The sequence below is a fragment of the Streptomyces sp. NBC_01429 genome, assembly GCF_036231945.1.
Lineage (GTDB): Bacteria > Actinomycetota > Actinomycetes > Streptomycetales > Streptomycetaceae > Streptomyces.
The window spans coordinates 2,612,090-2,637,259 of the sequence record NZ_CP109599.1 but is presented as its reverse complement, the minus strand read 5'-3'; the positions used below and the strand labels follow the sequence as shown (position 1 = coordinate 2,637,259).

Here is a 25,170-nt window from a genome sequence, read left to right as displayed (position 1 = left end):
CCGGCGGCCCGCGCGACGCGCCTCCCGCTCCCCGCCTACGCGCTCAGCCCCGCCTACGCGCTCAGCCCCGCCTACGCGCTCAGCCCCGTCTTCGCGCCCGCGCCGCACAGCGGTACCACCGCGGAGCCGTCCGTCCAGTCGCGCACGGCCGCCCAGCAGGCGACGCCCGTCGACTCCACGAAGAGACCGCGGGCGGCCAGGTCCCGCTGCGCCGCGCGCAGTTGGTCCTCGGTCACGGTCAGGAAGGTGCCGCCGGACGCGCGGACCGCGCGCAGGATCTGCCGCGCCCGCGGCGGGTTCGGGATGGCGATGCCCTCGGCGAGGGTGGGCGCGGGCGCGGCTCCCCGCGCCGGGAGAAGCCCGTCGGCGCCCGCGTGGAAGGCCGTTGCCAGGGGCGAGACGGCCTCGGTCTGGACGGCCACCAGCGCGGGGCGTTCCGTGATGAGGCCGTTCCCGTACAGCTCGGCCACGGCGAGGGCGGCGCCGAGCAGCAGGGTGCCATTGCCGACCGGTACGACGATCGTCCCGGGGAGGCGGCCTCCGTACTCCTCCCACAGCTCGTAGACGTAGGTCTTCGTGCCGTGCAGGAAGTACGGGTTGTGGACATGGCTCGCGTAGAAGGTGTGCGGTTCGCCGGCGGCGGCGCGGGCGGCCAGGGCGGTGGCCTCGCGATCGCCCGCGACGCGTTCCAGGCGGGCGCCGTGGGCGCGGATCTGCTCGGTCTTCTTGGGGGAGGTGGCCTCCGGTACGTACACGGTGCAGGGCAGCCCGGCCCGCGCGCAGTACGCGGCGACGGCCGTGCCCGCGTTGCCGCTGCTGTCGGCGATCACCCCCCGTACGCGCTCGGGCCCGAGCCGGCGCGCCAGCTCCACGAGCATGACGGCGCCCCGGTCCTTGAAGGAGAGCGTCGGCATCAGGAAGTCGAGCTTGGCGGTCACGGAAGGCGTCAGCGCGACGAGTGGCGTACGGCCCTCGCCGAGGCTGACCGACGGCGCGTCGAGCGGCAGCGCCTCCGCGTACCGCCAGAGGGAGTTGACCCGCCGGGGCAGCGAATCCAGCTGTACAGAACCGGCGTCGAAGTCGAGATCCCAGGGGCCGCCGCAGCCGGGGCAGCACCAGCCGGCCGTTTCGACGGGTGCGCGGGTGCCGTCCGCCGGGCATCGATACGTCGTGGTCATGGCCGTCAGCATGGCAGCCGTACAGGGAGCGCTCGATGTAAACCCAAGATCATCACTTCGAGTGAAACCATGGCCCACGCTTGCGGTTATCAACCGACGGTTGCCAGGCTGTAGCTGTCTGTCAAGCTGATGGGAGTGGCCCGTGGCCTTCGGTGAGCAGCCCGCCTATCTGCGCGTTGCGAGCGATCTTCGCGAGAAGATCGTCAATGGTGCTTTGCCGCCGCACGCTCGGCTGCCCTCGCAGGCCCGTATCCGCGAGGAGTACGGCGTCTCGGACACGGTCGCGCTGGAGGCGCGCAAGGTGCTGATGGCCGAGGGGCTGGTCGAGGGCCGTTCCGGGTCGGGCACGTATGTCCGCGAGCGCCCCGTGCCGCGCCGTATCGCCCGCTCCGGCTACCGGCCGCCGTCCGGGTCCAGCCCGTTCCGCCAGGAGCAGACGGAGGCCGGCGCGCGGGGCACCTGGGAGTCGAGGAGCGAGCAGGAGGAGGCGAGCGCCGAGATCGCCGACCGGCTCGGGATCGAGCCGGGGGAGCGCGTGATGCGCACGCGCTACGTCTTCCGGGAAGGGGGCGAGCCCATGATGCTCTCCACCTCCTGGGAGCCGCTCACGGTCACGGGGCGCACCCCGGTGATGCTCCCCGAGGAGGGGCCGCTCGGCGGTTGCGGGGTGGTCGAGCGGATGGCGGCCATCGACATCGTCGTGGACAACGTCCTGGAGGAGGTCGGCGCGCGCCCGGGGCTGGCGGAGGAGCTGATGGCGCTCGGCGGAGTGCCGGGCCATGTGGTGATGGTCCTGGAACGGACGTATTTCGCGTCCGGACGGGCAGTCGAGACGGCGGACGTGGTGATCCCCGCCGACCGCTACCGCATCGCGTACCACCTCTCCGTCAAGTGACGCGCAGTCAATGACTCGTATCGGACGTTCTCGTCCGCCCATGTGATCCCGAGCCGGTCTGTCGACGGGCTCGGGATGTCCGTTTTCGTGGTGCTCGTGCGGACTTGGCGGGGCGTACGGGACGGTTGAGTGTGGGGTGTATCCGCCATGGGGGGCGTGAACAGCGGGTTTCCGCCCCCCTGTTTTCGGCGCGTTGTTGGCCGGATGCGTACCTCTTCGTAAAAACACGTATCCGCTCCGTAAAGGTCAGGCGTACGCTCGGGCATATGCGTATTGCGGTTTCCTGGAGATCATCGGAGAGATGCGGGCCGGCGGCGGGAGGGGTGCGATGAACGACGGTGGGACCGCCCTTCCCTGGCTGGTGATACGGCAGGACGACAATGGTGCGCGCTACCGCGTCGGCCGGTACGCGACGCAGGACGAGGCGCAGAAGATAGCCGACAGCCTGCACGGGCGCGGGCATCAGCAGCTCTACTCGGTGGAGCGGGTCGGTCAGTCCGCGCGGTAGCGGTGCCGCCGCTGACGGGTGGGGCGGAATCGGGCCGTACGCGCCTGTAGGCGTACTCCTGCGGCCCTGTGCGCGTCCTCCCGCGGCTCCGGCCGCGCGCCCGTCAGTGGCCCCGCCCGCGCTCGCGCCTGCCCGCCCGGGCCCGCGCGGTCGCTCCGGCCGGCGCCGCGTTACGCTCCGGCGCATGGCTGATCGTGTGGTGGTGGCGGGCGCGGTGTACGACCGGGGGCGGCTGCTGGCCGCTCGCCGGAGCGCGCCGCCCGAGCTGGCCGGGCGCTGGGAGCTGCCCGGCGGAAAGCTGGAGCCGGGGGAGCTGCCGGAGCAGGCCCTCGTGCGCGAGCTGCGCGAGGAACTCGGCGTGGAGGCGCGGCCGGTGGAGCGGATCCCCGGCGAGTGGCCGCTGAAGCCCGGTCTGGTGCTCCAGGTGTGGACGGTCCGGCTGCTCTCCGGTGAGCCCCGGCCCCTTGAGGACCACGACGAGCTGCGCTGGCTCGGCCCCGACGAGATCCACGCGGTGGACTGGCTCGACCAGGACCGCCCGGCCGTGGCCGAGGCCGCCCGGCTGCTGCCCGCCTCGGGATGGTAATTGTCCCGATTATCGGGTAAGTGAATATTTACCGCCCCAGAAGGCGCGGGTCCCCCGTCTGTTCGGGATGTGGTCGGCTTGATCGACACGGAGAACGGTGCGTGTGCCGAGTGGACCTTCCCCGCCGAACCCGACGCCGTGCGCACCGCCCGCCATGTCGTGCGCGACACGCTCCGCGGCTGGAGTCTGCCCGTCGCGGTCGCGGAGATGGCCGTCCTGCTGGTGAGCGAGTTGATGACCAACTCCCTGCGGTACGCGTCGGGGCCGATCGGGGTACGGCTGGTGCTCGGCGGCGCGCGGACCGCCGTACCGGCGGAAGCCGCCGCGCCCGCGCCACTTGCCGAAGCCGCTGAAGCCGTCGAAGCCGCTGAAGTCGCCGAAGTCGCCGAGGCTGTCGATGCCGCCGATGCCGCCGAAGTCGCCGGGCCCGGCGACCTGCTGGTGGAGATCTCCGATCCGCTTCCCGATCCTCCCGTCGAGCGCGCCCCCGGACCCGACGACGAGCGCGGCCGGGGGCTGCGTCTCGTGGCCTGTTCCGCACGCCGTTGGGGAACGCGACGTGGGAAGACAGGTAAGACCGTGTGGTTCGAGCTGCCCCTCTCTGGTTAGAAGTGTGAAGGGACAACGATCACGCCCGACTCGGCTCAAAAAGAGCGAGACTGTGCTGTGATCGTGAACGGCGTGCCGGCCGGGGCCGTAGTGCTGAATACTGCGGGCAAGGCCGGTCCGGTGCGTGAGCTGGAGGGGACGGTCGCGTGAGCGAGATATCTGGGGCGGCGGGCGACGTCGTATGGCAGAGCAGTCCGCCCGGCTCGATCTATGACTACATCAAGGCCGCTTCGTTCTCGATCGGCCCGGACGGTCTGGTCGATCAGTGGAGCCAACGGGCCACCGAGCTGTTCGGCATGGGCGCGCACGAGGTCAGAGGCAGGGACCCCGTTGAGGTGCTCATGCCCGCCGATCAGCGGACGCGTGGGCGCCGCAAGGTGCGGGAGATCCTCGACGGCAAGGAGTGGACCGGGCTGCTCCCCTTCCGTGCGCCCGGCGGGCGCGGGGAGCCGGGGCTCGCCGAGGTCTATGTGATGCCCAGTGAGACGGAGACCGGCGAACGGGCCGCGCTCTGCATCGTCGTGGACGTCCGCGCGCTGCGCCGGATCGAAACCGACCTGGCATCGTCGCAGGCTATTTTCGGCCAATCTCCCTTCGGGTTTCTCCTGTTCGGCACGGACCTCAGAGTGCAGCGCGCCAACCAGCGTTTCGCCACCGTCTTCGGCGGCGGGGTCACCGATCACCGGGGCCGCACGGCGTACGACTACCTTTCCCGCTCCGAGGCCGACCGGCTGACCGCCGCGCTCCAGCGGGTCCTGGAGACGGGGGAGTCCGTCACCGACCTGCCGATCGTCGGCGTCAGGCCGGCCGACCAGGAGCGCCGCAACTGGTCGCTGAACCTCTACCGCGTCCACAGCGGTTCCGGGAACGTCCTCGGCATCGCCGGGGTCGGCACCGATGTCACGCACCGGCACGCCGCCGCCCGCGAGGCCGCCAGCGCCCGCCGCAATCTCGCGCTCCTCAACGAGGCGAGCGCCCGGATCGGCAACTCGCTGGATCTGGAGACCACCGCCCGCGAGCTGCTCGACGTCGCCGTGCCCGGCTTCTGCGACCTCGCCTCCGTCGACCTGTACCAGTCGCTGATCACCGGCGAGGAGGCGCCGCCGGGGCGCTGGGAGTCCTCCGGCGCCGAGTCCGGCGGCGGCAGCGCCCGGCTGCGCAGGGTCGGCTTCGCGAGCGCCGTCTCCGACGGGCCGCTGACGGGTCCCGTCGGCACCGACGACGAGGGGTACGTACCGCCGGACGTCGGCGCGGTCCACCGCTTCCCCTTCAGCTCGCTCAGCGCGAACGCCCTGCGCACCGGACAGGTGCAGACCATCCCGGGCGAGGCGGGCAGCCTGGTCCAGTCCAGCTTCGCCGTCCCGATGGTCGCGCACGACACCGTCATCGGGCTGGTCCAGTTCTCCCGTACGAAGGGCAGCGAGCCGTTCGGCGAACGGGACCGCTTCCTGGCCGTGGAGCTGGCCGCGCGCGCCGCCGTCTGTATCGACAACGCCCGCCTCTACCGCAGGGAGCACGAGCGCGCGCTGATCCTCCAGCGCAGCCTGCTGCCGCCCGGCGACCCCGAGGCGGCGGGTCTCGACATCGCCTGCCGCTATCTGCCGGGCACCACGGCCACCGAGGTCGGCGGCGACTGGTTCGACGTCATCGAGCTGCCCGGCCACCGGACCGCGCTGGTCGTGGGCGACGTCATGGGACGCGGTCTGCGCGCCGCGGTCGCCATGGGCGAACTCCGTACGGCCGTAAGGACCCTGGCGCTGCTCGATCTGGAGCCCGCCGAGGTGCTCTCCGCGCTGGACGAGATCGCCCGCGGCCTCGGCACGCCCAGCGGGGCCCAGCAGGCGTCGCGCGTCGCGCACAAGTCACGGGACGCGGACCTCTCCGAGGTCTACCTCGCCACCTGTGTGTACGCGGTCTACGACCCGGTCACCCGGCGCTGCACGTTCGCCAACGCCGGGCATCTGCCGCCCGCCGTGGTCGAACCGGGCGAGGAGGCGCTGATGCTCGACGTACCGCCGGGGATGCCGCTCGGGGTGGGCGGCGAGCCGTTCGAGCAGGTCGAGGTGGATCTGGCGGAGGGAGCGCTCCTCGCGCTCTACACGGACGGGCTGGTCGAGTCCAGGGACCAGCCGCTGGACGAGGGGCTCACCGCGCTCCGGGCGGCCCTCGCCAACCAGGGCCGGCCCCTGGAGGACGTCTGCGACCACGTGCTGAACACCCTCGACACCCGGCACGGCGAGGACGACATCGCCCTGCTGATGGCCCGTATCCAGGGGCTGCCCACCGAGGCGGTCGGTGACTGGCGGCTGCCGCGCGAGCCGCGCTCGGTCGGCCGGGCCCGGGAACTCTCCCGTGCGCAGCTGGTCGCCTGGGACCTCGAACCGCTGGTCGACACGGTCGAACTGCTCGTCAGCGAGCTGGTCACCAACGCCCTGCGGTACGGCGAGGGCGAGATCAGGCTGCGGCTGCTGCGCGACCGCACCCTCGTCTGCGAGGTGTGGGACGCGGGCCTGGTGCAGCCCAGGCGCCGCAGGGCCCGCGACACCGACGAGGGCGGCCGGGGGCTGCAACTGGTCGGGCTGATGAGCGCGGCGTGGGGCTCGCGCCGTACCCCGCGCGGCAAGACGGTCTGGTTCGAACTCGCCCTGCCCGACGGGGGCACGGCGGCGGAGCCGACGGTGGAGCAGCTGCTGAGCATGTTCTGAGGGCGCGGTCCCGGGCGGCCCGGCGGGCGCGCTCTCAGCGGGCGCGGCCGCGCCCGCTGAGAGCGCGCCCGCCGCCCGGTGTCGTGCGGCGCGCCATCCGCCGCTTGCGCTTGGTGTACGTGTACGCGGCGACGCCCGCGGAGCCGAGCACCACGGCGACGGGCAGTACGAGATTGACCGCCGCGCCCTGGTCGGCCGGGCTCCTGTGCGGATCGCGTACGTCCCCGGCGGACAGCCGGACGTGGTGGCACGCGTGCGGCCGGTCGAGTGCCCGGCACGCCCCGGCCCGGTCGTCGCCGAGCGCGCCCGCCCTGTCGGTGATCCGACCCTGCTTGTCGAGCGTCACCGGCCCCTCGGCCCGCGCGCCCTCCGTACCCGGTCCCGCCAGCCAGCACGCCAGGACCAGCAGCGCGAGCACGGCCCGGGCGGCTGTCCGGGTCCGGGTGGCGCGCGCGGAAGTCATCACAATCGGGAGATTATGTCCCGATAAGGGGGTGCGCGACCGGACTGTACGGCGGGCGCGGGCGCCTTCCAGGTGGAGGAAGGCAGGGAAACTTGCAAGGTTGCCTGTCTACCTCCTACGGTGAACAGATGACCGAACAGCCCGAAGGCCCGCCGGTGGAGACGCCGACCGCCGAGCGTCTGGCGGACGACGTCACCACCGTGGTCGGCAGACTCGCGCGGCGCATGCGGGTGGCCGCGGGCCACGACAGCAGGCTCACGCCCTCCCAGCGCACGGTCCTGGCGCGGCTGGAGGCGGAAGGCCCGGCCACGACGGCGGCCCTGGCCCGCGCCGAGTACGTACGCCCGCAGTCCATGCGGCTGACCCTCGCCGCCCTGGAGGAACAGGGCATGGTCGAGCGGACGCCCGACCCCGACGACGGCCGGCAGTCCGTCGTGTCGGCCACCCGGACCGGCCTGACCACGCTCGCCGAGCTGCGCGCGGCCAAGCGGGGCTGGCTGACCGAGGTCATGGCCCGCGAACTGGACGCCGCCGAACGCCGGGCGCTGGCCGAGGCCGTGACGCTGCTGGAGCGGCTGGTCGAAGGGGGTGACTCGGACGGAGGCAGGCGATAACCCGGCAGGCCGCGCGGCACGCGGCGCGGGCGTCGGTACGGACGTATCGCAAGCAAGTACGGGCGCGGGTGGTACGGGTGGTACGGGCGGTACGGGCGCGGAACCGGCCGCCGGATCCGCGGCCACCGTCGCCGTACCGGCTCCCGCGTCCCCGCCCGTCCCCGGGTCCCCCTCCGTCCCCGGGTTCAGCGCCCGTCTCACCGCGCCGCTGCTCCTCGGCTCCGTACTGAACCCGCTCAACACCACTATGATCTCCACCGCGCTGGTGGCGATCGGGCACCACTTCGGGATCGGCGCCGCCGACACCGCGTGGCTGATCTCCGTGCTCTATCTCGCCAGCGCCGTCGCCCAGCCCGTCCTCGGCAAGCTCGCCGACACGCTCGGCGCGCGCCGGATCTTCCTCGCCGGACTGGTCGTCGTCTTCGCGTCCGGACTGATCGGCATGGCGGCGCCGTCCTTCGGCTGGCTGATCGTCTCCCGGCTGCTCCTCGGCGTCGGCACGTCCTCCGCCTATCCGGCCGCCATGTCCGTGCTGCGCGACGAGGGCCGCCGGGTCGGCCGGCCCGCTCCCCGTCCCGTACTGGCCCGGCTCTCCTTCGCCACGCTCGGCTGCATGGCCGTCGGGCCCACCCTCGGCGGGGTGCTGGTGATGCTGGTCGGCTGGCGGGGGATCTTCGCCGTCAACCTGCCCGTCGCGCTGATCGCCTTCGTCGTCGGAACGCTCTGGATCCCCGCCGATCCGCCCCGGGCGCTGGCGCCCTCCGGCGAGTCGCTCGGCAGGTCGCTCGACCCGCTCGGCATAGGGCTGTTCGCCACCGCCCTCACCGTCCTCGTCTTCTTCCTCCTCGACCTCGCCCCTCCGGTGTGGTGGCTGCTCGCGCCCTTCGCCGTCCTGGCCGGTCTGCTCGCCTGGTGGCAGCTGCGCAGGCCGCGGCCGTTCATCGATCTGCGGATGATCGCCGCCAACGGCCCGCTCGCCCGCACCTATCTGCGGCACGGCACCAGCTATCTGCTGATCTACTGCGTGATGTACGGCTACACCCAGTGGCTGGAGGAGGCCAGGGGCTTCTCCTCCGGGGACACCGGGCTGCTCATGCTGCCGATGTCCCTGGCCGCGCTGGTCTGTTCGCTGCTCGGCGCCCGTACCAAGGGGATACGCGGCCCGCTGACCCTCGGCTGTCTCTCGCTGACCGGCGGCGCCGTCCTGCTGTTCTTCTTCAGCGGCTCCACGCCGCTGCCCGTCCTGCTGCTCGCCGGGGTCTGCTTCGGCGTGCCGCAGGGGCTGATCGGGACCAGCAACCAGGCCGCCGTGCAGGCCCACGCGCCGCCCGAGTCCATCGGCTCCGCCGCCGGACTCCAGCGCACCGCGCAGTACATCGGCGCCATCTCCGCCTCCAGCCTGATCGCCCTCGCCTACGGACAGCGGGCGAGCGACAGCGGTCTGCGCCTCATGGCGGGCGCTTGCGCCCTCCTCGGGGTGTTCCTGATCCTCCTGACCCTCACCGACCGGGCCCTGCGCCCCGCCCGGGGCGTACGCCACTGAGCGCCCGGCACCGACCCCTCACCGCAAGGAGCAACACCATGACCGCCACCACCCTCGACCCCAGGACCGCACTGGTCGTCGTCGACCTCCAGAAGGGCATCGTCGGACTGCCCACCGTCCACCCCGCCGCCGGTGTCGTGCGGCGCGCGGCCGAACTCGCCGCCGCCTTCCGGGCGAAGGACCTGCCCGTCGTGCTCGTACGGGTCACCGGCCGGGCGCCGGGCCGTACGGAGGAGCCCCCGCGCGCCGGTGGTCTGCCCGCCCCCGACTGGGCCGACTTCGCGCCCGAACTGGGGCAGCGGGACAGCGACATCGTCGTCACCAAGCACACGTTCGGCGCCTTCCACGCCACCGACCTCGACCTCCAGCTGCGCCGCAGGGGCGTCACCCAGGTCGTGGTGGCCGGCATCGCCACCAGCAAGGGCGTCGAGTCCACGGCCCGCGCCGCCCACGAGCACGGCTACCACGTCACCATCGCCACCGACGCGGTCACCGACATGGACGGGGGCGTGCACGACAACTCCGTCGGGAAGATCTTCCCGACGCTCGCCGAGACCGACACGACCGAGGCGATCCTGAAGCTGCTCGGCTGAGGATCCGTCGGAGCCCGTCGGAGCCCGTCGGAGCCCGCCGCCGTCCGGCGGGGCCCCGCCCGTACCGTGCGCCGTCCCGCGTGCGGTACGGGCGGGCTCCTCCCGTACGTCAGCCGCGCTGGCGCCCGATCCTGCTGCCCAGCCACACCAGCGGGTCGTACTTGCGGTCCACCGCCCGCTCCTTCAGCGGGATCAGCGCGTTGTCCGTGATCCTGATGTGCTCGGGGCACACCTCCGTACAGCACTTCGTGATGTTGCAGTAGCCCAGCCCGTGCTCGTCCTGCGCGGCCTTCGCGCGGTCGATCCCCGCCTCCCCGGCCGCGTCCAGCGGATGCATGTCCAGCTCGGCCACCCGCATCAGGAAGCGCGGCCCGGCGAAGGCGGCCTTGTTCTCCTCGTGGTCCCGCACCACATGGCAGGTGTCCTGGCACAGGAAGCACTCGATGCACTTGCGGAACTCCTGCGAGCGCTCCACATCGATCTGCCGCATCCGGTACTCCCCGGCCGCCACCCCCGGCGGCGGCACGAAGGCCGGGATCTCGCGCGCCTTCGCGTAGTTGAAGGACACGTCCGTCACCAGATCGCGGATCACCGGGAAGGCGCGCAGCGGGGTGACGGTGACGGTCTCCTCGCGGGAGAAGACCGACATCCGGGTCATGCACATCAGCCGGGGCCGTCCGTTGACCTCCGCGCTGCACGAACCGCACTTGCCCGCCTTGCAGTTCCAGCGCACCGCCAGATCCGCCGCCTGTGTCGCCTGGATCCGGTGGACGATGTCGAGGACGACCTCGCCGTCGTTCACCTCGACGGCGAAGTCCTTCAGCTCCCCGCCGTCCGCGTCGCCCCGCCAGATCCGGAACGTCGCCTCGTAGGAGGCGGAAGCGCTCGCGTTCATCCGTGAAGCTCCTCTTCGGCGAGATACTTGACCAGCTCTTCCTTGTCGAACAGGGCGAGCAGGTCCGGACGGATGGGCTCGGTGGTCCGCCGGGTGAGCGCGATCCGGCCGCCCGGGCTGTCCTTGAGCCGGCAGTACAGATTGATCCGCCGCCAGTCGGCGGCCATGGCCGGATGGTCCTCCCTGGTGTGGCCGCCGCGGCTCTCCGTACGCTCCAGGGCCGCGCGCGCCACGCACTCGCTGACCAGCAGCATGTTCCGCAGATCGAGCGCGAGGTGCCAGCCGGGATTGAACTGCCGGTGCCCCTCGACCCCGGCGCGCGCGGCCCGCAGCCGCAGCTCGGCCAGCTTCTCCAGCGCCCGGACCATCTCGGCCTCGGTTCTGATGATGCCGACCAGGTCGTTCATCGTCCGCTGGAGTTCCTGATGGACGCTGTACGGGTTCTCCGGGCCCGGCGGCACGGTGCCGGAGCCGTCCGCCGCCGGCCCCCGCGCCACAGGCCCCTCCGCCACATGCCCCTCCGCGCCGAACGGCCGCAGCGCCTCGGCCGCCGCCGCGTCGATCTGTCCCTGGTCCGGGACCGGGCGGGCGGTGCCTCCGGCAGCGTCCGCGAACCCGCTCGCGTACCGCGCCGCGTACAGCCCGGCCCGCCGTCCGAAGACCAGCAGGTCGGAGAGGGAGTTCCCGCCGAGCCGGTTGGAGCCGTGCATCCCGCCCGCCACCTCGCCCGCCGCGTACAGCCCCGCGACGCCCGGCGCGGCGGCGGTCTCCGATTCGACGGCGACGCCGCCCATCACGTAGTGGCAGGTCGGTCCGACCTCCATCGCCTCCGCCGTGATGTCGACATCCGCCAGCTCCTTGAACTGGTGGTACATCGACGGCAGCCGACGCCGGATCACCTCCGCGGGCATCCGTGTCGAGACGTCCAGGAAGACCCCGCCGTGCGGGGAGCCCCGGCCCGCCTTCACCTCGGAGTTGATGGCGCGGGCCACCTCGTCGCGCGGCAGCAGCTCGGGCGGGCGGCGGTTGCGGTCGGGGTCCTCGTACCAGCGGTCGCCCTCCTCCTCGGACTCCGCGTACTTCTCCTTGAAGACATCGGGGACGTAGTCGAACATGAACCGTCTGCCCTCGGAGTTGCGCAGCACCCCGCCGTCCCCGCGCACGGATTCGGTGACGAGGATGCCCTTGACCGAGGGCGGCCAGACCATCCCGGTCGGATGGAACTGCACGAACTCCATGTTCAGCAGCGGGGCGCCGGCGAGCAGCGCCAGCGCGTGCCCGTCGCCGGTGTACTCCCAGGAGTTCGACGTCACCTTGAAGGACTTGCCGATGCCGCCGGTGGCGAGCACCACGGAGGGGGCCTCCAGCACGAAGAAGCGGCCGGACTCGCGCTCGTAGCAGAAGGTCCCCGCGATCCGGTCGCCGTCCTTCAGCAGCCGGGTGACCGTGCACTCCTGGTAGACCTTGAGCCGCGCCTCGTGGTCGCCGTACTCCCGGAAGTCCTCCTGCTGGAGCGAGACGATCTTCTGCTGGAGCGTACGGATCAGCTCCAGGCCGGTGCGGTCGCCGACGTGGGCGAGGCGCGGGTACTCGTGACCGCCGAAGTTGCGCTGGGAGATCCGGCCGTCGGGGGTGCGGTCGAAGAGCGCGCCCCAGGTCTCCAGCTCCCAGACCCGGTCGGGCGCCTCGCGCGCGTGCAGCTCGGCCATCCGCCACTGGTTGAGGAACTTTCCGCCGCGCAGGGTGTCGCGGAAGTGGGTCTGCCAGTTGTCGCCGGAGTTGACATTGCCCATGGAGGCGGCGATTCCGCCCTCGGCCATCACCGTATGGGCCTTGCCGAAGAGGGACTTGCAGATGACGGCCGTACGGGCGCCCCGCTCGCGCGCCTCGACGGCGGCCCGCAGCCCGGCACCTCCCGCGCCCACCACCACGACGTCCCAGGCCCGGCGTTCGAGTTGCGTCATGTCGGACGATTCCCCCCTGGTGATCAGAACAGACGCGGGTCGGTGAAGGCCCCGGAGGCGAGCAGATAGACGTAGAAGTCGCAGGCGGCGACGCTGACCAGCGACGCCCAGGCCAGCTGCATGTGGCGGCTGTTCAGCTTCCCGGCCCAGCTCCACAGCCGGTAGCGCACCGGGTGTTTCGAGAAGTGCCGCAGCCGGCCGCCGACGATGTGCCGGCAGGAGTGGCAGGAGACGGTGTACGCCCAGATCAGAACGATGTTGACGAGGAAGATCAGCGAACCGAGGCCCAGATGGCCCCAGGCGTACTCCTCGTCGCGGAAGGTCAGCGCGGTGTCGTACGTCAGGACGCAGGCGACCAGCAGAGCCGCGTAGAAGAAGTACCGGTGGATGTTCTGGAGGATCAGCGGGAAGCGGGTCTCGCCGGTGTACTTCTTGTGCGGCTCGGCGACGGCGCAGGCGGGCGGCGAGGCCCAGAAGCCCCGGTAGTACGCCTTGCGGTAGTAGTAGCAGGTCAGCCGGAAGCCCAGCGGGAAGATCAGGATCAGCAGCGCGGGGGACAGCCCCCACCAGCCGCCGAACAGCTCCCAGTTGGGGCCGTGCCGCATCGGGACGCAGCTCTCCGCCAGACAGGGGGAGTAGAACGGCGAGACGTAGGGAGCCGCGTAGTAGTCGCTGCCGGAGAAGGCGCGCCAGGTCGAGTAGACGACGAAGGCGAGGAGCCCCGCGGCGGTCCCGGCGGGCGCCAGCCACCAGCGGTCCGTCCGCAGATGGCGCGCCGCGATGGCGGCGCGGGAGGCGCCGCGTACACCCGTACCGCCGGAGGGTCCCGTGGTCCGGGGCGGTGGTGGTTCGGTTCCGGTGGCCAAAGACGTCTCCTCGGTCCGTTGCGATCCTGGGTCGTACGACGCTCCGGTGCTTTCGGGCGCTAAGGCGCGCGCCGGTCGCGCACGCCCAAGCCCTCGTCGTCCGAGTCCGTCCACAGCGTGCTGTCGTACGGGGTGTCGGGGATGGTGACCAGGTCCTCCACCCGGGCGGGCGCGCAGGCGCGCGGCTCGCTCCCGGGGGCGTGCGGCCCGTTCCCCGGGGTGCGGGGGAGGTTCCGCTCCAGCTGCTCCACCGTGCGGACCAGATCGTCCAGGCGACGCCTGACCGCTGTCATTTCCTCTTGCAGGGACATGAGTTGCCCTCATTTCCACGATCACCAGTGGGCTACGGGGGATTCCCAGAGTCACTTCCCGGGTGCTCTCTGTGCTTCCTGCGAGTGTCGCGCGTCACATCGGTCCTTGTGAAGGCCGCGTCGGGATTTAGGGGGGTCCAGGGGGGCCCGCGCGGGGCGGCGCGCGCCCGGCGCGGGGGCCGTCGTTGGGCCGCACGGGTGGCGTTCGCCGCCGTACCGCCGTGTCTGCGCGGCCCCTTCCGTTCGGTCACCTTCAGTGGGTGGGCAATAGGTGTGATCATCTCTAAATTCCACAAACAGGACGAAGAGGTAACAGCCATGTCCCACGTCGGCCCGCGCGGGAGGACATGCTCCCGAACGCTCCGCTCCGTCGCGCTCCTCACCACCGGTGTCCTCGCCCTGCCCGTCCTGTCCGGGTGCACCTCGGACAACGACAAGGACGGCACCAAGGGCGCCGCGGCGCCCGATGTCGCACCCGCCGCGCGGAAGTGGGTCGAGCAGGGGGGCACCGTGCACTGGGCGGTCGACACCGTGCCCGCCACCCTCAACGCCTTCCAGGCCGACGCGGACGCCGCGACCGGCCGGATCGCCGACGCCGTACTGCCGTCCCTCCACACGCTCGACCGGAGCGGCCGGCCCCAGCTCAACCCGGACTATCTGGAGTCGGCGAAGGTCGTCGAGCGCGAGCCCAAGCAGGTCGTGCTCTACAAGCTCAACCAGAAGGCGGTGTGGAGCGACGGCCGGGAGATCGGGGCGCCGGACTTCGTCGCCCAGTGGCGCGCGCTGCGCGGCAAGGACTCCGCGTACTGGACGGCCCGCAACGCCGGGTACGAGCGGATCGAGAAGATCGAGCGCGGCGCGAACAACCTGGAGGTCCGGGTCACCTTCAACAAGCCGTACGCGGACTGGAAGTCCCTCTTCAGCCCCCTGTACCCCAAGGACGTCACGGGGACGCCCAACGCCTTCAACGACGGAGCGCGCAAGGCCCTGAAGATCACGGCGGGCCCCTTCCTGGTCAAGAAGGTGGACCGGGGGGCCAAGGAAACGACGCTCGCCCGCAACCCCCGCTGGTGGGGCGAGCCGGCCAAGCTCGACTCGATCGTGCTGAGAGCGGTGCCCAGGGGCAAGCGCGCGGCCGCGCTCGCCGACGGCAAGCTCGACATCGCGGAGATCGACAGCGGGGCGGCGAAACGTATCGCCCTGGCGCACAAGGACAAGGGATCGGGCGGTTCGCGGCCGCTCACGCACGGCCCCGGCGCCGACATCACCCCGGCCTCCGCCCTCCGTTCCTGGGCCGAGGCCAACGGTTCGGACGACGACAAGGCCGAGGAGGCCCAGGAGATCAGGGCCCGGAACGCCGAGGCCGTCGCGAAGTACGCCCGGGAGCAGAAGGGCCTGGGCGGCTTCGCCGTACGGAAGTCGCTGGAGCCCGCCTACACGCAGCTCGCCCTGAACGGCGAGTCGGGCCCGCTCGCCGACGAGCGGGTACGGCGCGCCGTGGCCCGCGCGCTGGACCGCCAGGAGCTGGCCGACCTCGTGCTCAAGCCGCTCGGGCTGCCGGCCAAGCCGCCGGGAAGCCATCTGGCGCTGCTCGGCCAGCACGCGTACGCGGACAGCAGCCGGGCGCTCGGCAAGCAGGACACCCAGGAGGCGCAGGCGCTGCTGGCGGACGCGGGCTGGACGCCGGGCGGGGCGAACAAGAAGAAGACGGGCGAGGGGACCAAGGCGGGCAGCGAGGGGCAGGGCGCGAAGGCCGGGGAGAAGAAGGACGAGTCCTCGGACGAGAAGAAGGACGAGAAGTCGCAGGACAAGAGCGGATCCTCCGCTTCCGGATCCGGCTCCGGCTCGGCGTCCGCTTCCCGTTCCGACGCCCTCTCCGACGCCGCGTCCGACGAGGGCACCTACATCGTCGGCGACGACAAGCCCCGCCAGGCCGGTCCGCGCCCCGAGTCCGCCACCCATGTCCTCGCCCCCGCCCGCACCGCCGCGGTCCAGGGCATGGCGCTGCTCCACCAGGCGGCCCGCGCCGACGACTCCGAGGTCCGCGGCCAGACGGTGAACGCCGCCCAGGACAGCCACGACAAGAAGCCCGGCGGCATGGCGGGCGCCTACGCCCCGCGCGGCACGGCGGCCCCCGCCCCCGAAGCCTCGGGAGCCGTCCCGCAGAGCGGCCCGCTCGGCAAGGACGGCAAGCCGCTGACCCTCCGCTTCGTCCTGCCCGCCGGTGAGGGCGGCGAGTCGCTGCGCGCCGTCGGCGAGCGCATCTCGCGGATGCTGGACCGCATCGGGATCGGCACGGAGATCACCAAGGTCTCCGACGACAGCTACTTCAAGGACCACATCGCCTCGGGCGACTACGACCTGGCCCTCTACTCCTGGCCCGCCACCGCCTACCCGGCGACCGACGGCCGGCCGATCTACGCCAAGCCCGTACCCGCCAGCGACGGATCGCTGCTGGTGGAGCAGAACTACACGCGCGTCGGTACGAACCACATCGACCAGCTCTTCGAGCACGCGGCCTCCGAGCTGGACGAGGGCAAGGCCCGCGACCTGGTCAGGCAGGCCGACGCCCGTATCTGGGCCGCCGCCGGCTCCATCCCCCTCTACCAGCGTCCGCAGCTGGTGGCCGCCAAGCCGGGGCTGCGGAACGCGGGCGCCTTCGGCTTCGAGGCACCGCGCTACCAGGACATCGGCTACCGGAAGGCCGGTGCCTCGGGCCCGGATCTCCAGGACCCGAAGAAGAAGTGAGAAGAACGGGCGAAGAGCAGACGAAGGCTTCGGGACCGGCTCCGTAACCGGAGACGAAAAGGCAGGTCAAACCCGCCTCGCAAGCTCAGAAACCCATCAATTGACTTGCCCGCCGGCCCGCCCGGCGGGCAAGCTCGTATCCGTCCACGACCCGGGCACCTCCTCCTCACACCCCAGCCCCGTGCCACGCCCCCGCGCACCCTGACGCACACCTCTCCGATCGGGCCGGGAAGCCCCCGACGCCTCAGCCCCGTACCATGGGACGAGCCGTGGCTGCTCCGCCCGGCGGGCGTACGAGCAAAAACAACGCCGCACCCACGATCGAGAGAAGCTCCAGCCAGCATGCCCACGCGCCACGACATCCGTAACGTTGCCATCGTCGCCCACGTCGACCATGGCAAGACCACTCTGGTTGACGCCATGCTGAAGCAGGCCGGCGCCTTCGCCGCGCACGCCGCTGAGCAGCTCGACGACCGGATGATGGACTCGAACGACCTGGAGCGTGAGAAGGGCATCACGATCCTGGCCAAGAACACGGCCGTGAAGTACCACCCGAAGACCGGTGGCGACCCGATCACGATCAACATCATCGACACCCCCGGCCACGCCGACTTCGGTGGTGAGGTAGAGCGCGGTCTGTCGATGGTGGACGCCGTGGTGCTGCTGGTCGACGCCTCGGAAGGCCCGCTTCCGCAGACCCGCTTCGTGCTCCGCAAGGCGCTCCAGGCGAAGATGCCGGTCATCCTGTGCATCAACAAGACGGACCGCCCCGACTCCCGGATCGCTGAGGTCGTCGACGAGACGTACGACCTCTTCCTGGACCTGGACGCGACCGAGGAGCAGATCGAGTTCCCGATCGTCTACGCCTGCGCGCGGGACGGCGTCGCCTCGCTGACCAAGCCGGAGGACGGTACGGTCCCGGCCGACAGCGACAGCCTGGAGCCGTTCTTCAACACGATCCTGGCCCACGTCCCGGCCCCGGAGTTCGACGAGGACGCGCCGCTCCAGGCCCACGTCACCAACCTGGACGCCGACAACTTCCTCGGCCGTATCGCGCTCTGCCGCGTCGAGCAGGGCGAGCTGAAGAAGGGCCAGACCGTCACGTGGATCAAGCGCGACGGCACGATGTCCAGCGTCCGGATCACCGAGCTGATGATGACCGAGGCGCTCACCCGCAAGCCGGCCGAGAAGGCGGGCCCCGGTGACATCTGCGCCATCGCGGGTATCCCGGACATCATGATCGGCGAGACGCTGGCCGACCCGGAGAACCCGATCGCGCTGCCGCTCATCACGGTGGACGAGCCGGCCATCTCGATGACCATCGGTTCGAACACCTCGCCGCTGGTCGGCAAGGGGGGCAAGGGCCACAAGGTCACCGCCCGCCAGGTCAAGGACCGTCTCGACCGCGAGCTGATCGGTAACGTCTCGCTCCGTGTCCTGGACACCGAGCGCCCCGACGCCTGGGAGGTCCAGGGCCGCGGTGAGCTGGCGCTGGCGATCCTGGTCGAGCAGATGCGCCGCGAGGGCTTCGAGCTGACGGTCGGCAAGCCCGAGGTCGTCACCAAGCAGGTCGACGGCAAGACGCACGAGCCGATCGAGCGCATGACGATCGACTCCCCCGAGGAGCACCTCGGTCCCATCACCCAGCTGATGGCGGTGCGCAAGGGCCGTATGGAGACCATGACCAACCATGGTTCGGGCTGGATCCGCATGGAGTGGATCGTCCCGTCCCGCGGCCTCATCGGGTTCCGTACGGAGTTCCTCACGCAGACCCGCGGCACCGGCATCGCGCACTCGATCTTCGAGGGTCACGAGCCGTGGTTCGGCGACCTGCGCACGCGCCACAACGGCTCGCTCGTCGCGGACCGTTCGGGCTCGGTGACGCCGTTCGCCATGGTCAACCTCCAGGAGCGCGGTGTCATCTTCACCGAGGCGGGCACCGAGGTCTACGAGGGCATGATCGTCGGCGAGAACTCGCGCGCCGACGACATGGACGTGAACATCACCAAGGAGAAGAAGCTCACCAACATGCGTGCGGCCTCCGCCGACACCACGGAGAACGTGGTGCCGGCCAGGAAGCTGTCGCTGGAGCAGTCCCTGGAGTTCTGCCGCGACGACGAGTGCATCGAGGTGACCCCGGAGACCGTCCGTATCCGCAAGGTCGTCCTCGACCAGAAGCTGCGCGGCCGCGCGGCCTCCCGCGCCAAGAACGCCTGACCCTCCGGCGCCGGCACCCCGCAGGACCACGGCCCGGCCCGCTCCTCCCCGTACACCGGGGGGAGCGGGCCGGGCCGCTTCGCGGGTTGTGGGCTTCTGCCGACATTGCGTTCGCTACAGATTTTTCTCGTATCTCAAGTGTTCCTCAAATCACTTGAGCAACCTCAAATGCCCCTGCATACTCAGCACATCGCGTTGATTCGCGCGATGTCATCAACGGGGCTGACGCGTATAATTTGCGTCAGCTAATGGGGGAATCATGCGCAAAGTAGTGGCTCTCGTGCTCTCGGGAGCGGCTGTGTCGCTCGCGTTCGCGGGTCCGGCCGTGGCGGCTCCGGCGGGCAACGACCCGATGTGCAACCCGGGGTCGAACAAGCTCACCTGGTCGTCCACCAGCAAGCCGTGGCTCGTGACGCACCGGAAGGTCGTGGAGAACTACACGGGCGGCACGGCGACCAAGACCTTCAGTGCCCAGAAGGTGTCCGAGGTCACGGCCTCGGTGACGGCCACCGCGGGGACCAAGGTCAGCGGGAAGGTCGGGATCGCGAGCCTGGAGGCCAATCTCGGGCTGGAGCTGAAGGCCGAGAAGAAGAAGACCAACACGAAGGCCGAGTCCATCAGCTACACGCTGTCGAAGAACGGCACGTACGTGCTGTACGCGGGCACGAAGAAGGCCACCGGCTACTACACGCAGTACCGCTGCGACCGTGGAACGAAGTGGATCAAGACCGGCCGGTACGGCAAGGTCGTGAGCTGGACCGTACCCACCGAGGGCGGCCTGCGGTGCGGCACGACTCCGCCGAAGGCTTCGCTCGCCGCGACGGTCAAGAAGAAGTACTGCTGACCCCGCGGTCCGTGGTACGGACGCCCCGGTCGCCCGCGCTTCGCGCGGGTGGCCGGGGCGTCCCGCTGTTCCGGCGCGGGTCGTCCTCCGGTCGAAGTCGAACGCTCCGCGCAACCGGTTTTCCTTGGCCATGTGTCCGGATGTCGAACATGATTCTCCGGAACATGTGTTAACGGTCCGTTTCGCGGGTGTCTGTCTGCGCTCACTTTGTCCGTATTTCGGGCGGGCTCGGCCCGGCATGTTGCCAAAACGAGACACTTTAAGTGTGGTTTACGGCCCGGACGTACTTAATAGTTGGCCATTGAGCTCGGGTCAATGGGCCATGCGCTGTGGGGGGCGCCGACTCACGAGCAAAAGCACACCAGGGGTACTCGAAAAGGCGCACTGTCAGGGGTGTCAGCGCGCGTAGACAAGTGCCCCTCTCGCAGTGACCAGTGGACTCATGAGGAGGACCCCATGCGTGGTGCCATAAGCGCCAAATGGGTCGGGCGTGCGGTTGTGATCCCTGTGGGGGAAGAGCGATCGTGACAAGTCCAGTACAGACCGAGGACGCCGCGGCGTCCACCCCTCCCGACGCGGGGAACGTGTCGGGAGACGGGATCCAAGAGGCGAAGACGCCTGCGGGACTCTCGCCCGGCCAGCTGATGTGGCGCCGCTTCAAGCGGGACCGTACCGGGGTCGTTTCGGCCATTGTCGTCATCTTCTTCTTCGGGATCGCGCTTCTCGCGCCCGTGATCAAGATGGTGTACGGCAAGGACCCTTACACCCTGTACGGGCAGGACAACCTCGACCTGCTCGACGATTTCAACATGCCGACGGGCGGGGCCGGGGGCATCTCCGCCGACCACTGGTTCGGCATCGAGCCGAACCTCGGCCGCGATGTCTTCATGCAGCTCGTCTACGGCATGCGTACCTCGATCTACACCGCGCTGGTCGCGACCGTCCTGATGGTCGTCGTGGGTGTGCTGATCGGTCTGCTCGGCGGGTACTACGGCGGCAAGGTCGACTACTGGCTCGGCCGGCTGACCGACTTCCTGCTCGGCTTCCCCAGCCAGCTGTTCTTCATCGCCTCCATGCCGGTGGTGGTGGCCGCGTTCGTACGGCCCGACGAGGAGACCCCCACGTCCCTCCGGGCCGCCGCGATCATCCTGGTGCTGTCGTTCCTGGGGTGGATGGGGCTCTCCCGGCTCATCCGCGCCGCCACGCTCTCCCTGCGCGAGCGGGAGTTCGTGGAGGCCGCGAAGATCGCCGGAGCCTCGCCCTGGCGCATCATCCGCAAGGAACTCCTGCCCAACCTGGTCACGCCGATCCTGGTGCAGGGCACCCTGCTGCTGCCGTCCACCATTCTCTCGGTGGCGTTCCTCTCCTTCGTGGGGGTCGGCTTCGTCGAACCCACGCCCGACTGGGGCCGGATGTTCGCCACGGGCGCGGACATCTACGAGCAGGACCCCTTCTACATGCTCTTCCCGGGTGTCGCCATGGTCATCTTCGTGGTGGCGTTCAACCTTCTCGGCGACTCGGTACGAGACGCCTTCGACCCCAAGTCCGGACGCTGACGTCCCAGTTGCGGGATTCGCTGCCCCCACCGGGCGCCGGTACCGGACCGGACGCACCGGCAGCAACGTTGGATCACTACTGACAGATAGGTACTCATCATCATGAGCATCTTTGGCACGCGTAAGACACGCGCTGTCGTCGTCGCCCTGGCGGCCGGCTCGCTCGCGCTGACCGCCTGTGGCGGCAACGACAACAGCGGCAGCAAGGACACGGGCAAGGGCAAGGAGGACGCCGCCAAGCAGTCGGTGGCCGTCGCCTACGGTGACGCGAAGGCGTCCACCGGCCCCGCCGCCGAGGTCACGGGCGCGAAGTCCGGTGGAACGATCTCCGTCTACCAGGAGGCCGACTTCTCGCACCTGGACCCGGGGCAGAGCTACGTCAGCGATGCCAAGACGCTCGACCGGCTGCTCCAGCGCGGTCTGACCCAGTACCTGGAAGACGACGACGGCAAGATGACCGTCGTCGGTGACCTGGCCACCGACTCCGGCAAGGAGTCCGACGGCGGCAAGACCTGGACCTTCACGCTCAAGGACGGGCTGAAGGACCAGAACGGTTCCGCGATCACGTCGAAGGACATCCGCCACTCCGTCGAGCGGCTGTACGCGCCGTTCATGACGGACGGCCCGACCTACATCCAGCAGTGGCTCTCCGGCGCCGGCACCACCTACCGCAAGGCGCTGCCGGACGGCCCGTACAAGGGCAAGCACCTGCCGGACTCGGTCCTGGCGACCCCGGACGCGAAGACCATCGTCTTCAAGTTCAAGGACCCGCAGCCCGACCTGCCGCAGGCGCTCGCGATGCCCGGCTACTCCGTCGTGCCCGAGAAGACGGACACCAAGGAGAAGTACGACACGGCCCCGGTCTCCACCGGCCCGTACAAGATCTCCTCGTTCAAGCCGGGCAAGTCGCTCACGCTCGTCAAGAACACCAACTGGGACCCGAAGACCGACTCGGTCCGGCACCAGTACGTGGACGGCTGGAACATCGAGTTCAACCACGACAAGGACGACCAGACCAAGACCATCCTGGCCGACCGCGGCGATGCCAAGAACGCCACGATGTTCACCGGTCAGATCGCCACCAACCAGGTCCGTAACGTGGTCTCCGACCCCGAGGCGAAGAAGCGCACGGTCGAGGGCTACGCGCCCTACGTCTGGCAGCTCAACTTCAACCTGGACCGGCTGAAGGACAAGAAGGTCCGCGACGCCATCGCCTACGCGATGCCCAGCGCCCAGATCTACAAGCTCGACGGTGGCGCCTACGGCGGTGAGACCGCGACCGGTCTGATCTCCCCGACCACCCCGGGCTACGAGGACGACTACGATCCGTTCGGCAAGAAGAAGAAGCCCAACGGTGACGTCGAGAAGGCCAAGGCGCTGATCAAGGAGGCCGGCGCCGAGGGCAAGAAGGTCGTCTACGCCTACGCCAACACCCCGGTCCGCCAGCAGCAGGCCGTCGTCATCGCCGACCGGCTGAAGGCCATCGGCCTGGACGTCGTCAAGAAGGAGATCGACGCCGCCACCTGGTACGAGCAGGTCGGCAAGGTCGACAACGGTCTCGACCTCTACATGACCGGCTGGGGCCAGGACTGGGCGGGCGCCTCCACGGTCATCCCGCCGCTGTACGACGGCACGCAGCTCCAGGACGGCTCGTCGGTCTACTCGCACATCAACGACAAGAAGATCAACGCCGAGATCGCCCGTGTCCTGAAGATCACGGACCCGGCCGAGGCCCAGAAGGCGTGGACCGCGCTGCACCACGACATCGTCGAGCGCATCAACCCCGCCGCGCCGATCTACTACACCAAGGTGTTCCAGATCGTGGGCTCCAACGTCGGTGGCGCGCGCTACTCGTCGGACTCCAGCTACGTCGACGTCACGCGTCTGTTCCTGAAGAAGTAAGCACCGCGTAGGCAGGTTCCGGGGGTGCGCACACGGCGGAGTGCGCACCCCCGGACCGCCGATCCTCTCCTCTCGACCCCCTCACAGCCGCCGTCCTGAGAGCAGCGACCAGCCATGCTTCAATTTCTTCTGCGCCGGAGTTTCGGCGCGGTTCTGACACTGTTTCTGATCAGTGCCGTCACGTTCTTCATGTTCTTCGCGATCCCGCAGGACCCGGCGCTCCTCGCCTGCGGCAAGAACTGCACTCCGGACGCGCTGGCTGTCATCCACCAGAACCTCGGTCTCGACAAGCCCGTGACGGTGCAGTTCTGGAACTTCATCGTCGGCATCTTCGCCGGCCGCGACTTCGCCGTCGGCCACTGCGCGGCCCCCTGCTTCGGCGTCTCCTTCGCGAACCAGCAGCCGGTGTGGGACACCATCGTCGACCGCTTCCCGCTGACGCTGTCCCTCTCCGTCGGCGGACTCATCGTCTTCCTGATCGTCGGCCTGAGCGCGGGCATGATCGCGGCGTGGAAGAAGGGCACCTACATCGACAAGGTGTTCAGCTCCGCCTCGCTGGTGCTCAGCTCGATGCAGATCTACTTCCTCGGCCCGGTCGTCCTCGGCCTCTTCGTCTACAGCACCGGCTGGCTGGACAAGCCCAAGTGGGTCCCGCTCACCGAGAGCCCGAGCGGCTGGTTCATGGGCCTGCTGATCCCCTGGCTCGTGATGTCGGTGATCTTCACCGCCAACTACACCCGTATGTCCCGGTCGACCATGATCGAGCAGCTCCAGGAAGAGCACGTCAGAGCGGCCCGCGCCAAGGGCATGAGCAGCCGCTACGTCTTCTTCCGCTACGCGTGGCGCGGTTCGCTCATCCCGATCGTCACCATCCTCGGCATGGACCTCGGCGCGCTCTTCGGCGGCGCCATGGTCACGGAGATCACCTTCGGACTGCCGGGTATCGGCCGGCTCGCCCGTGACTCGGTCATCCTCAAGGACCTCCCGCTCACCATGGGCGTGATGATCGTCAGCGCCGCCTTCATCCTCTTCTTCAATGTCATCGTGGACGCCATGTACGCCATCATCGACCCGCGCGTGCGTCTGTCCTAGGAGAACGACCGTGACCACACTCACCAAGACCGAGGACGCCGCCGCCCCCACCGGATCGGACGCGTTTCTCTCGGTGCGCGACCTGCGGGTCCACTTCTCCACCGAGGGCGGCATCGTCAAGGCCGTCGACGGGCTCTCCTTCGACCTGGCGCGCGGCAAGACGCTCGGTATCGTCGGGGAGTCGGGCTCGGGCAAGTCGGTGACCAACCTGTCCGTCCTGGGACTGCACAACCCGCAGAACACCGACATCCAGGGCGAGATCCTGCTGGACGGCCAGGACCTGACGGACGCCTCGGACAAGCAGCTGGAGAAGCTCCGCGGCAACAAGATGGCGATGATCTTCCAGGACGCGCTGACCGCCCTGTCGCCGTACTACACCGTCGGCCGCCAGATCGCCGAGCCGTACATGAAGCACTCCGGCGCGAGCAAGAAGGAGGCCCGCGCGCGGGCCATCGAGATGCTGGGCAAGGTCGGCATCCCGGACCCGAAGAACCGGGTCGACGACTACCCGCACCAGTTCTCCGGCGGTATGCGCCAGCGCGCCATGATCGCCATGTCGCTGGTGTGCAACCCCGAGCTGCTGATCGCCGACGAGCCGACCACGGCCCTCGACGTGACCGTCCAGGCGCAGATCCTCGACCTGCTCAAGGACCTTCAGCAGGAGTTCGGCTCCGCGATCATCCTGATCACCCATGACCTCGGCGTCGTGGCCAACTTCGCCGACGACCTGCTGGTGATGTACGCGGGCAAGGCCGTCGAGCGTGGTTCCGTACGCGAGGTGCTCAAGGCGCCGCAGCACCCCTACACCTGGGGGCTGCTCGGCTCGATGCCGCGGCTCAACTCCGATGTGAACGAGCCGCTGCGGCCCATCCCGGGCACCCCGCCCAGCCTGCTGAACCCGCCCACCGGGTGCGCGTTCAACCCGCGCTGCGACTACGTCGACCTGGTCGACGGCGGCCGCTGCGTGAACGAGCGCCCGCTGCTGCCCGCAGGGCGCGGCTCCGCCTGCCATCTGCCGGCGGACCGCAAGCAGCAGGTATTCATCGAGAAGATTCAGCCCCGGCTGGGCTGATGTACCGGC

The 25,170-nt window shown here is 70.0% G+C and carries 21 protein-coding genes; 15 read left to right on the top strand and 6 right to left on the bottom strand.

The window, feature by feature from the left end; genetic code table 11:
• Window positions 1–71 precede the first annotated feature (71 nt).
• Complete coding sequence (locus OG627_RS11070) at window positions 72–1,178, bottom strand: threonine synthase (protein ID WP_443073451.1); 1,107 nt, start codon at window positions 1,176–1,178, stop codon at window positions 72–74.
• A gap of 142 nt (window positions 1,179–1,320) precedes the next feature.
• On the opposite strand from OG627_RS11070, the gene OG627_RS11065 reads away from it, so the two are divergent.
• From OG627_RS11065 to OG627_RS11045, 5 genes are all read left to right on the top strand, one after another.
• Window positions 1,321–2,073 carry a GntR family transcriptional regulator gene (locus OG627_RS11065; RefSeq protein WP_329063916.1) on the top strand — a complete coding sequence of 251 codons (753 nt, stop codon included), beginning with the start codon at window positions 1,321–1,323 and terminating at the stop codon, window positions 2,071–2,073.
• A 328-nt stretch (window positions 2,074–2,401) separates the two neighbouring features.
• Window positions 2,402–2,581, top strand: a complete 180-nt coding sequence (locus OG627_RS11060; RefSeq protein ID WP_329063914.1) for an SPOR domain-containing protein — start codon at window positions 2,402–2,404, stop codon at window positions 2,579–2,581.
• Between the two features lie 184 nt (window positions 2,582–2,765).
• On the top strand, window positions 2,766–3,167 hold the full coding sequence (locus OG627_RS11055) for a (deoxy)nucleoside triphosphate pyrophosphohydrolase (protein ID WP_329063912.1): 402 nt from the start codon (window positions 2,766–2,768) through the stop codon (window positions 3,165–3,167).
• Between the two features lie 69 nt (window positions 3,168–3,236).
• On the top strand, window positions 3,237–3,776 hold the full coding sequence (locus OG627_RS11050) for an ATP-binding protein (RefSeq protein ID WP_329063910.1): 540 nt from the start codon (window positions 3,237–3,239) through the stop codon (window positions 3,774–3,776).
• A 146-nt stretch (window positions 3,777–3,922) separates the two neighbouring features.
• Entirely contained in the window at window positions 3,923–6,481 is a 2,559-nt protein-coding gene (locus OG627_RS11045) for a SpoIIE family protein phosphatase (RefSeq protein WP_329063909.1), read from the top strand.
• 34 nt (window positions 6,482–6,515) lie between these two features.
• Here the strand turns inward: OG627_RS11045 and OG627_RS11040 are convergent, their stop codons facing one another.
• Window positions 6,516–6,944 carry a hypothetical protein gene (locus OG627_RS11040; RefSeq protein WP_329063906.1) on the bottom strand — a complete coding sequence of 143 codons (429 nt, stop codon included), beginning with the start codon at window positions 6,942–6,944 and terminating at the stop codon, window positions 6,516–6,518.
• 128 nt (window positions 6,945–7,072) lie between these two features.
• Between OG627_RS11040 and OG627_RS11035 the strand changes: the two genes are divergently transcribed.
• From OG627_RS11035 to OG627_RS11025, 3 genes are read left to right on the top strand one after another with little or no spacing between them, the layout of a single operon-like run.
• Window positions 7,073–7,558: a MarR family winged helix-turn-helix transcriptional regulator gene (locus tag OG627_RS11035; protein WP_329063904.1), complete on the top strand. Its 486-nt coding sequence runs from the start codon at window positions 7,073–7,075 to the stop codon at window positions 7,556–7,558.
• Complete coding sequence (locus OG627_RS11030) at window positions 7,533–9,101, top strand: MFS transporter (RefSeq protein ID WP_443073450.1); 1,569 nt, start codon at window positions 7,533–7,535, stop codon at window positions 9,099–9,101. The genes OG627_RS11035 and OG627_RS11030 overlap by 26 nt, the downstream gene beginning before the upstream one ends.
• Before the next feature lie 38 nt (window positions 9,102–9,139).
• Entirely contained in the window at window positions 9,140–9,694 is a 555-nt protein-coding gene (locus OG627_RS11025) for an isochorismatase family protein (protein ID WP_329063902.1), read from the top strand.
• 109 nt (window positions 9,695–9,803) lie between these two features.
• Here OG627_RS11025 and OG627_RS11020 read toward each other — a convergent pair whose 3' ends face one another.
• Genes OG627_RS11020 through OG627_RS11005 form a run of 4 tightly spaced genes read right to left on the bottom strand, consistent with a single transcriptional unit; the run spans window position 9,804 to window position 13,730 of the window.
• Entirely contained in the window at window positions 9,804–10,589 is a 786-nt protein-coding gene (locus tag OG627_RS11020) for a succinate dehydrogenase/fumarate reductase iron-sulfur subunit (protein ID WP_329063900.1), read from the bottom strand.
• Window positions 10,586–12,553, bottom strand: a complete 1,968-nt coding sequence (locus OG627_RS11015; protein ID WP_329063899.1) for a fumarate reductase/succinate dehydrogenase flavoprotein subunit — start codon at window positions 12,551–12,553, stop codon at window positions 10,586–10,588. Before OG627_RS11015 ends, OG627_RS11020 begins: the two co-directional genes overlap by 4 nt.
• A gap of 23 nt (window positions 12,554–12,576) precedes the next feature.
• Window positions 12,577–13,419 carry a hypothetical protein gene (locus OG627_RS11010; protein WP_329063896.1) on the bottom strand — a complete coding sequence of 281 codons (843 nt, stop codon included), beginning with the start codon at window positions 13,417–13,419 and terminating at the stop codon, window positions 12,577–12,579.
• A gap of 59 nt (window positions 13,420–13,478) precedes the next feature.
• Window positions 13,479–13,730: a hypothetical protein gene (locus tag OG627_RS11005; protein WP_329063894.1), complete on the bottom strand. Its 252-nt coding sequence runs from the start codon at window positions 13,728–13,730 to the stop codon at window positions 13,479–13,481.
• A gap of 318 nt (window positions 13,731–14,048) precedes the next feature.
• Between OG627_RS11005 and OG627_RS11000 the strand changes: the two genes are divergently transcribed.
• The 7 genes from OG627_RS11000 to OG627_RS10970 all read left to right on the top strand — a co-directional run bounded on the left by OG627_RS11000 (window position 14,049) and on the right by OG627_RS10970 (window position 25,161).
• Window positions 14,049–16,478: an ABC transporter family substrate-binding protein gene (locus tag OG627_RS11000; protein ID WP_329063892.1), complete on the top strand. Its 2,430-nt coding sequence runs from the start codon at window positions 14,049–14,051 to the stop codon at window positions 16,476–16,478.
• Between the two features lie 342 nt (window positions 16,479–16,820).
• Window positions 16,821–18,695 (top strand): translational GTPase TypA, encoded by a 1,875-nt coding sequence (typA, locus tag OG627_RS10995; protein ID WP_329063890.1) that lies wholly within the window; start codon window positions 16,821–16,823, stop codon window positions 18,693–18,695.
• Window positions 18,696–18,954: 259 nt separating this feature from the next.
• Window positions 18,955–19,539 carry a hypothetical protein gene (locus OG627_RS10990; RefSeq protein ID WP_329063888.1) on the top strand — a complete coding sequence of 195 codons (585 nt, stop codon included), beginning with the start codon at window positions 18,955–18,957 and terminating at the stop codon, window positions 19,537–19,539.
• A 584-nt stretch (window positions 19,540–20,123) separates the two neighbouring features.
• Window positions 20,124–21,095 (top strand): ABC transporter permease, encoded by a 972-nt coding sequence (locus OG627_RS10985; protein ID WP_329072564.1) that lies wholly within the window; start codon window positions 20,124–20,126, stop codon window positions 21,093–21,095.
• Between the two features lie 102 nt (window positions 21,096–21,197).
• Complete coding sequence (locus tag OG627_RS10980; protein WP_329063886.1) at window positions 21,198–22,997, top strand: ABC transporter substrate-binding protein; 1,800 nt, start codon at window positions 21,198–21,200, stop codon at window positions 22,995–22,997.
• Window positions 22,998–23,111: 114 nt separating this feature from the next.
• Window positions 23,112–24,089: an ABC transporter permease gene (locus tag OG627_RS10975; RefSeq protein WP_329063884.1), complete on the top strand. Its 978-nt coding sequence runs from the start codon at window positions 23,112–23,114 to the stop codon at window positions 24,087–24,089.
• 10 nt (window positions 24,090–24,099) lie between these two features.
• Entirely contained in the window at window positions 24,100–25,161 is a 1,062-nt protein-coding gene (locus OG627_RS10970) for an ABC transporter ATP-binding protein (protein WP_329063882.1), read from the top strand.
• Window positions 25,162–25,170: the final 9 nt, after the last annotated feature.

Bases quoted from the DNA above. Each gene is read 5' to 3' on its own strand.
- OG627_RS11070 (WP_443073451.1), bottom strand. From the start codon at position 1,178: ATGACCACGACGTATCGATGCCCGGCGGACGGCACCCGCGCACCCGTC.
- OG627_RS11060 (WP_329063914.1), top strand. From the start codon at position 2,402: ATGAACGACGGTGGGACCGCCCTTCCCTGGCTGGTGATACGGCAGGAC.
- OG627_RS11055 (WP_329063912.1), top strand. From the start codon at position 2,766: ATGGCTGATCGTGTGGTGGTGGCGGGCGCGGTGTACGACCGGGGGCGG.
- OG627_RS11040 (WP_329063906.1), bottom strand. From the start codon at position 6,944: ATGACTTCCGCGCGCGCCACCCGGACCCGGACAGCCGCCCGGGCCGTG.
- OG627_RS11035 (WP_329063904.1), top strand. From the start codon at position 7,073: ATGACCGAACAGCCCGAAGGCCCGCCGGTGGAGACGCCGACCGCCGAG.
- OG627_RS11025 (WP_329063902.1), top strand. From the start codon at position 9,140: ATGACCGCCACCACCCTCGACCCCAGGACCGCACTGGTCGTCGTCGAC.
- OG627_RS11020 (WP_329063900.1), bottom strand. From the start codon at position 10,589: ATGAACGCGAGCGCTTCCGCCTCCTACGAGGCGACGTTCCGGATCTGG.
- OG627_RS11015 (WP_329063899.1), bottom strand. From the start codon at position 12,553: ATGACGCAACTCGAACGCCGGGCCTGGGACGTCGTGGTGGTGGGCGCG.
- OG627_RS11005 (WP_329063894.1), bottom strand. From the start codon at position 13,730: ATGTCCCTGCAAGAGGAAATGACAGCGGTCAGGCGTCGCCTGGACGAT.
- OG627_RS11000 (WP_329063892.1), top strand. From the start codon at position 14,049: ATGTCCCACGTCGGCCCGCGCGGGAGGACATGCTCCCGAACGCTCCGC.
- typA (WP_329063890.1), top strand. From the start codon at position 16,821: ATGCCCACGCGCCACGACATCCGTAACGTTGCCATCGTCGCCCACGTC.
- OG627_RS10990 (WP_329063888.1), top strand. From the start codon at position 18,955: ATGCGCAAAGTAGTGGCTCTCGTGCTCTCGGGAGCGGCTGTGTCGCTC.
- OG627_RS10980 (WP_329063886.1), top strand. From the start codon at position 21,198: ATGAGCATCTTTGGCACGCGTAAGACACGCGCTGTCGTCGTCGCCCTG.
- OG627_RS10975 (WP_329063884.1), top strand. From the start codon at position 23,112: ATGCTTCAATTTCTTCTGCGCCGGAGTTTCGGCGCGGTTCTGACACTG.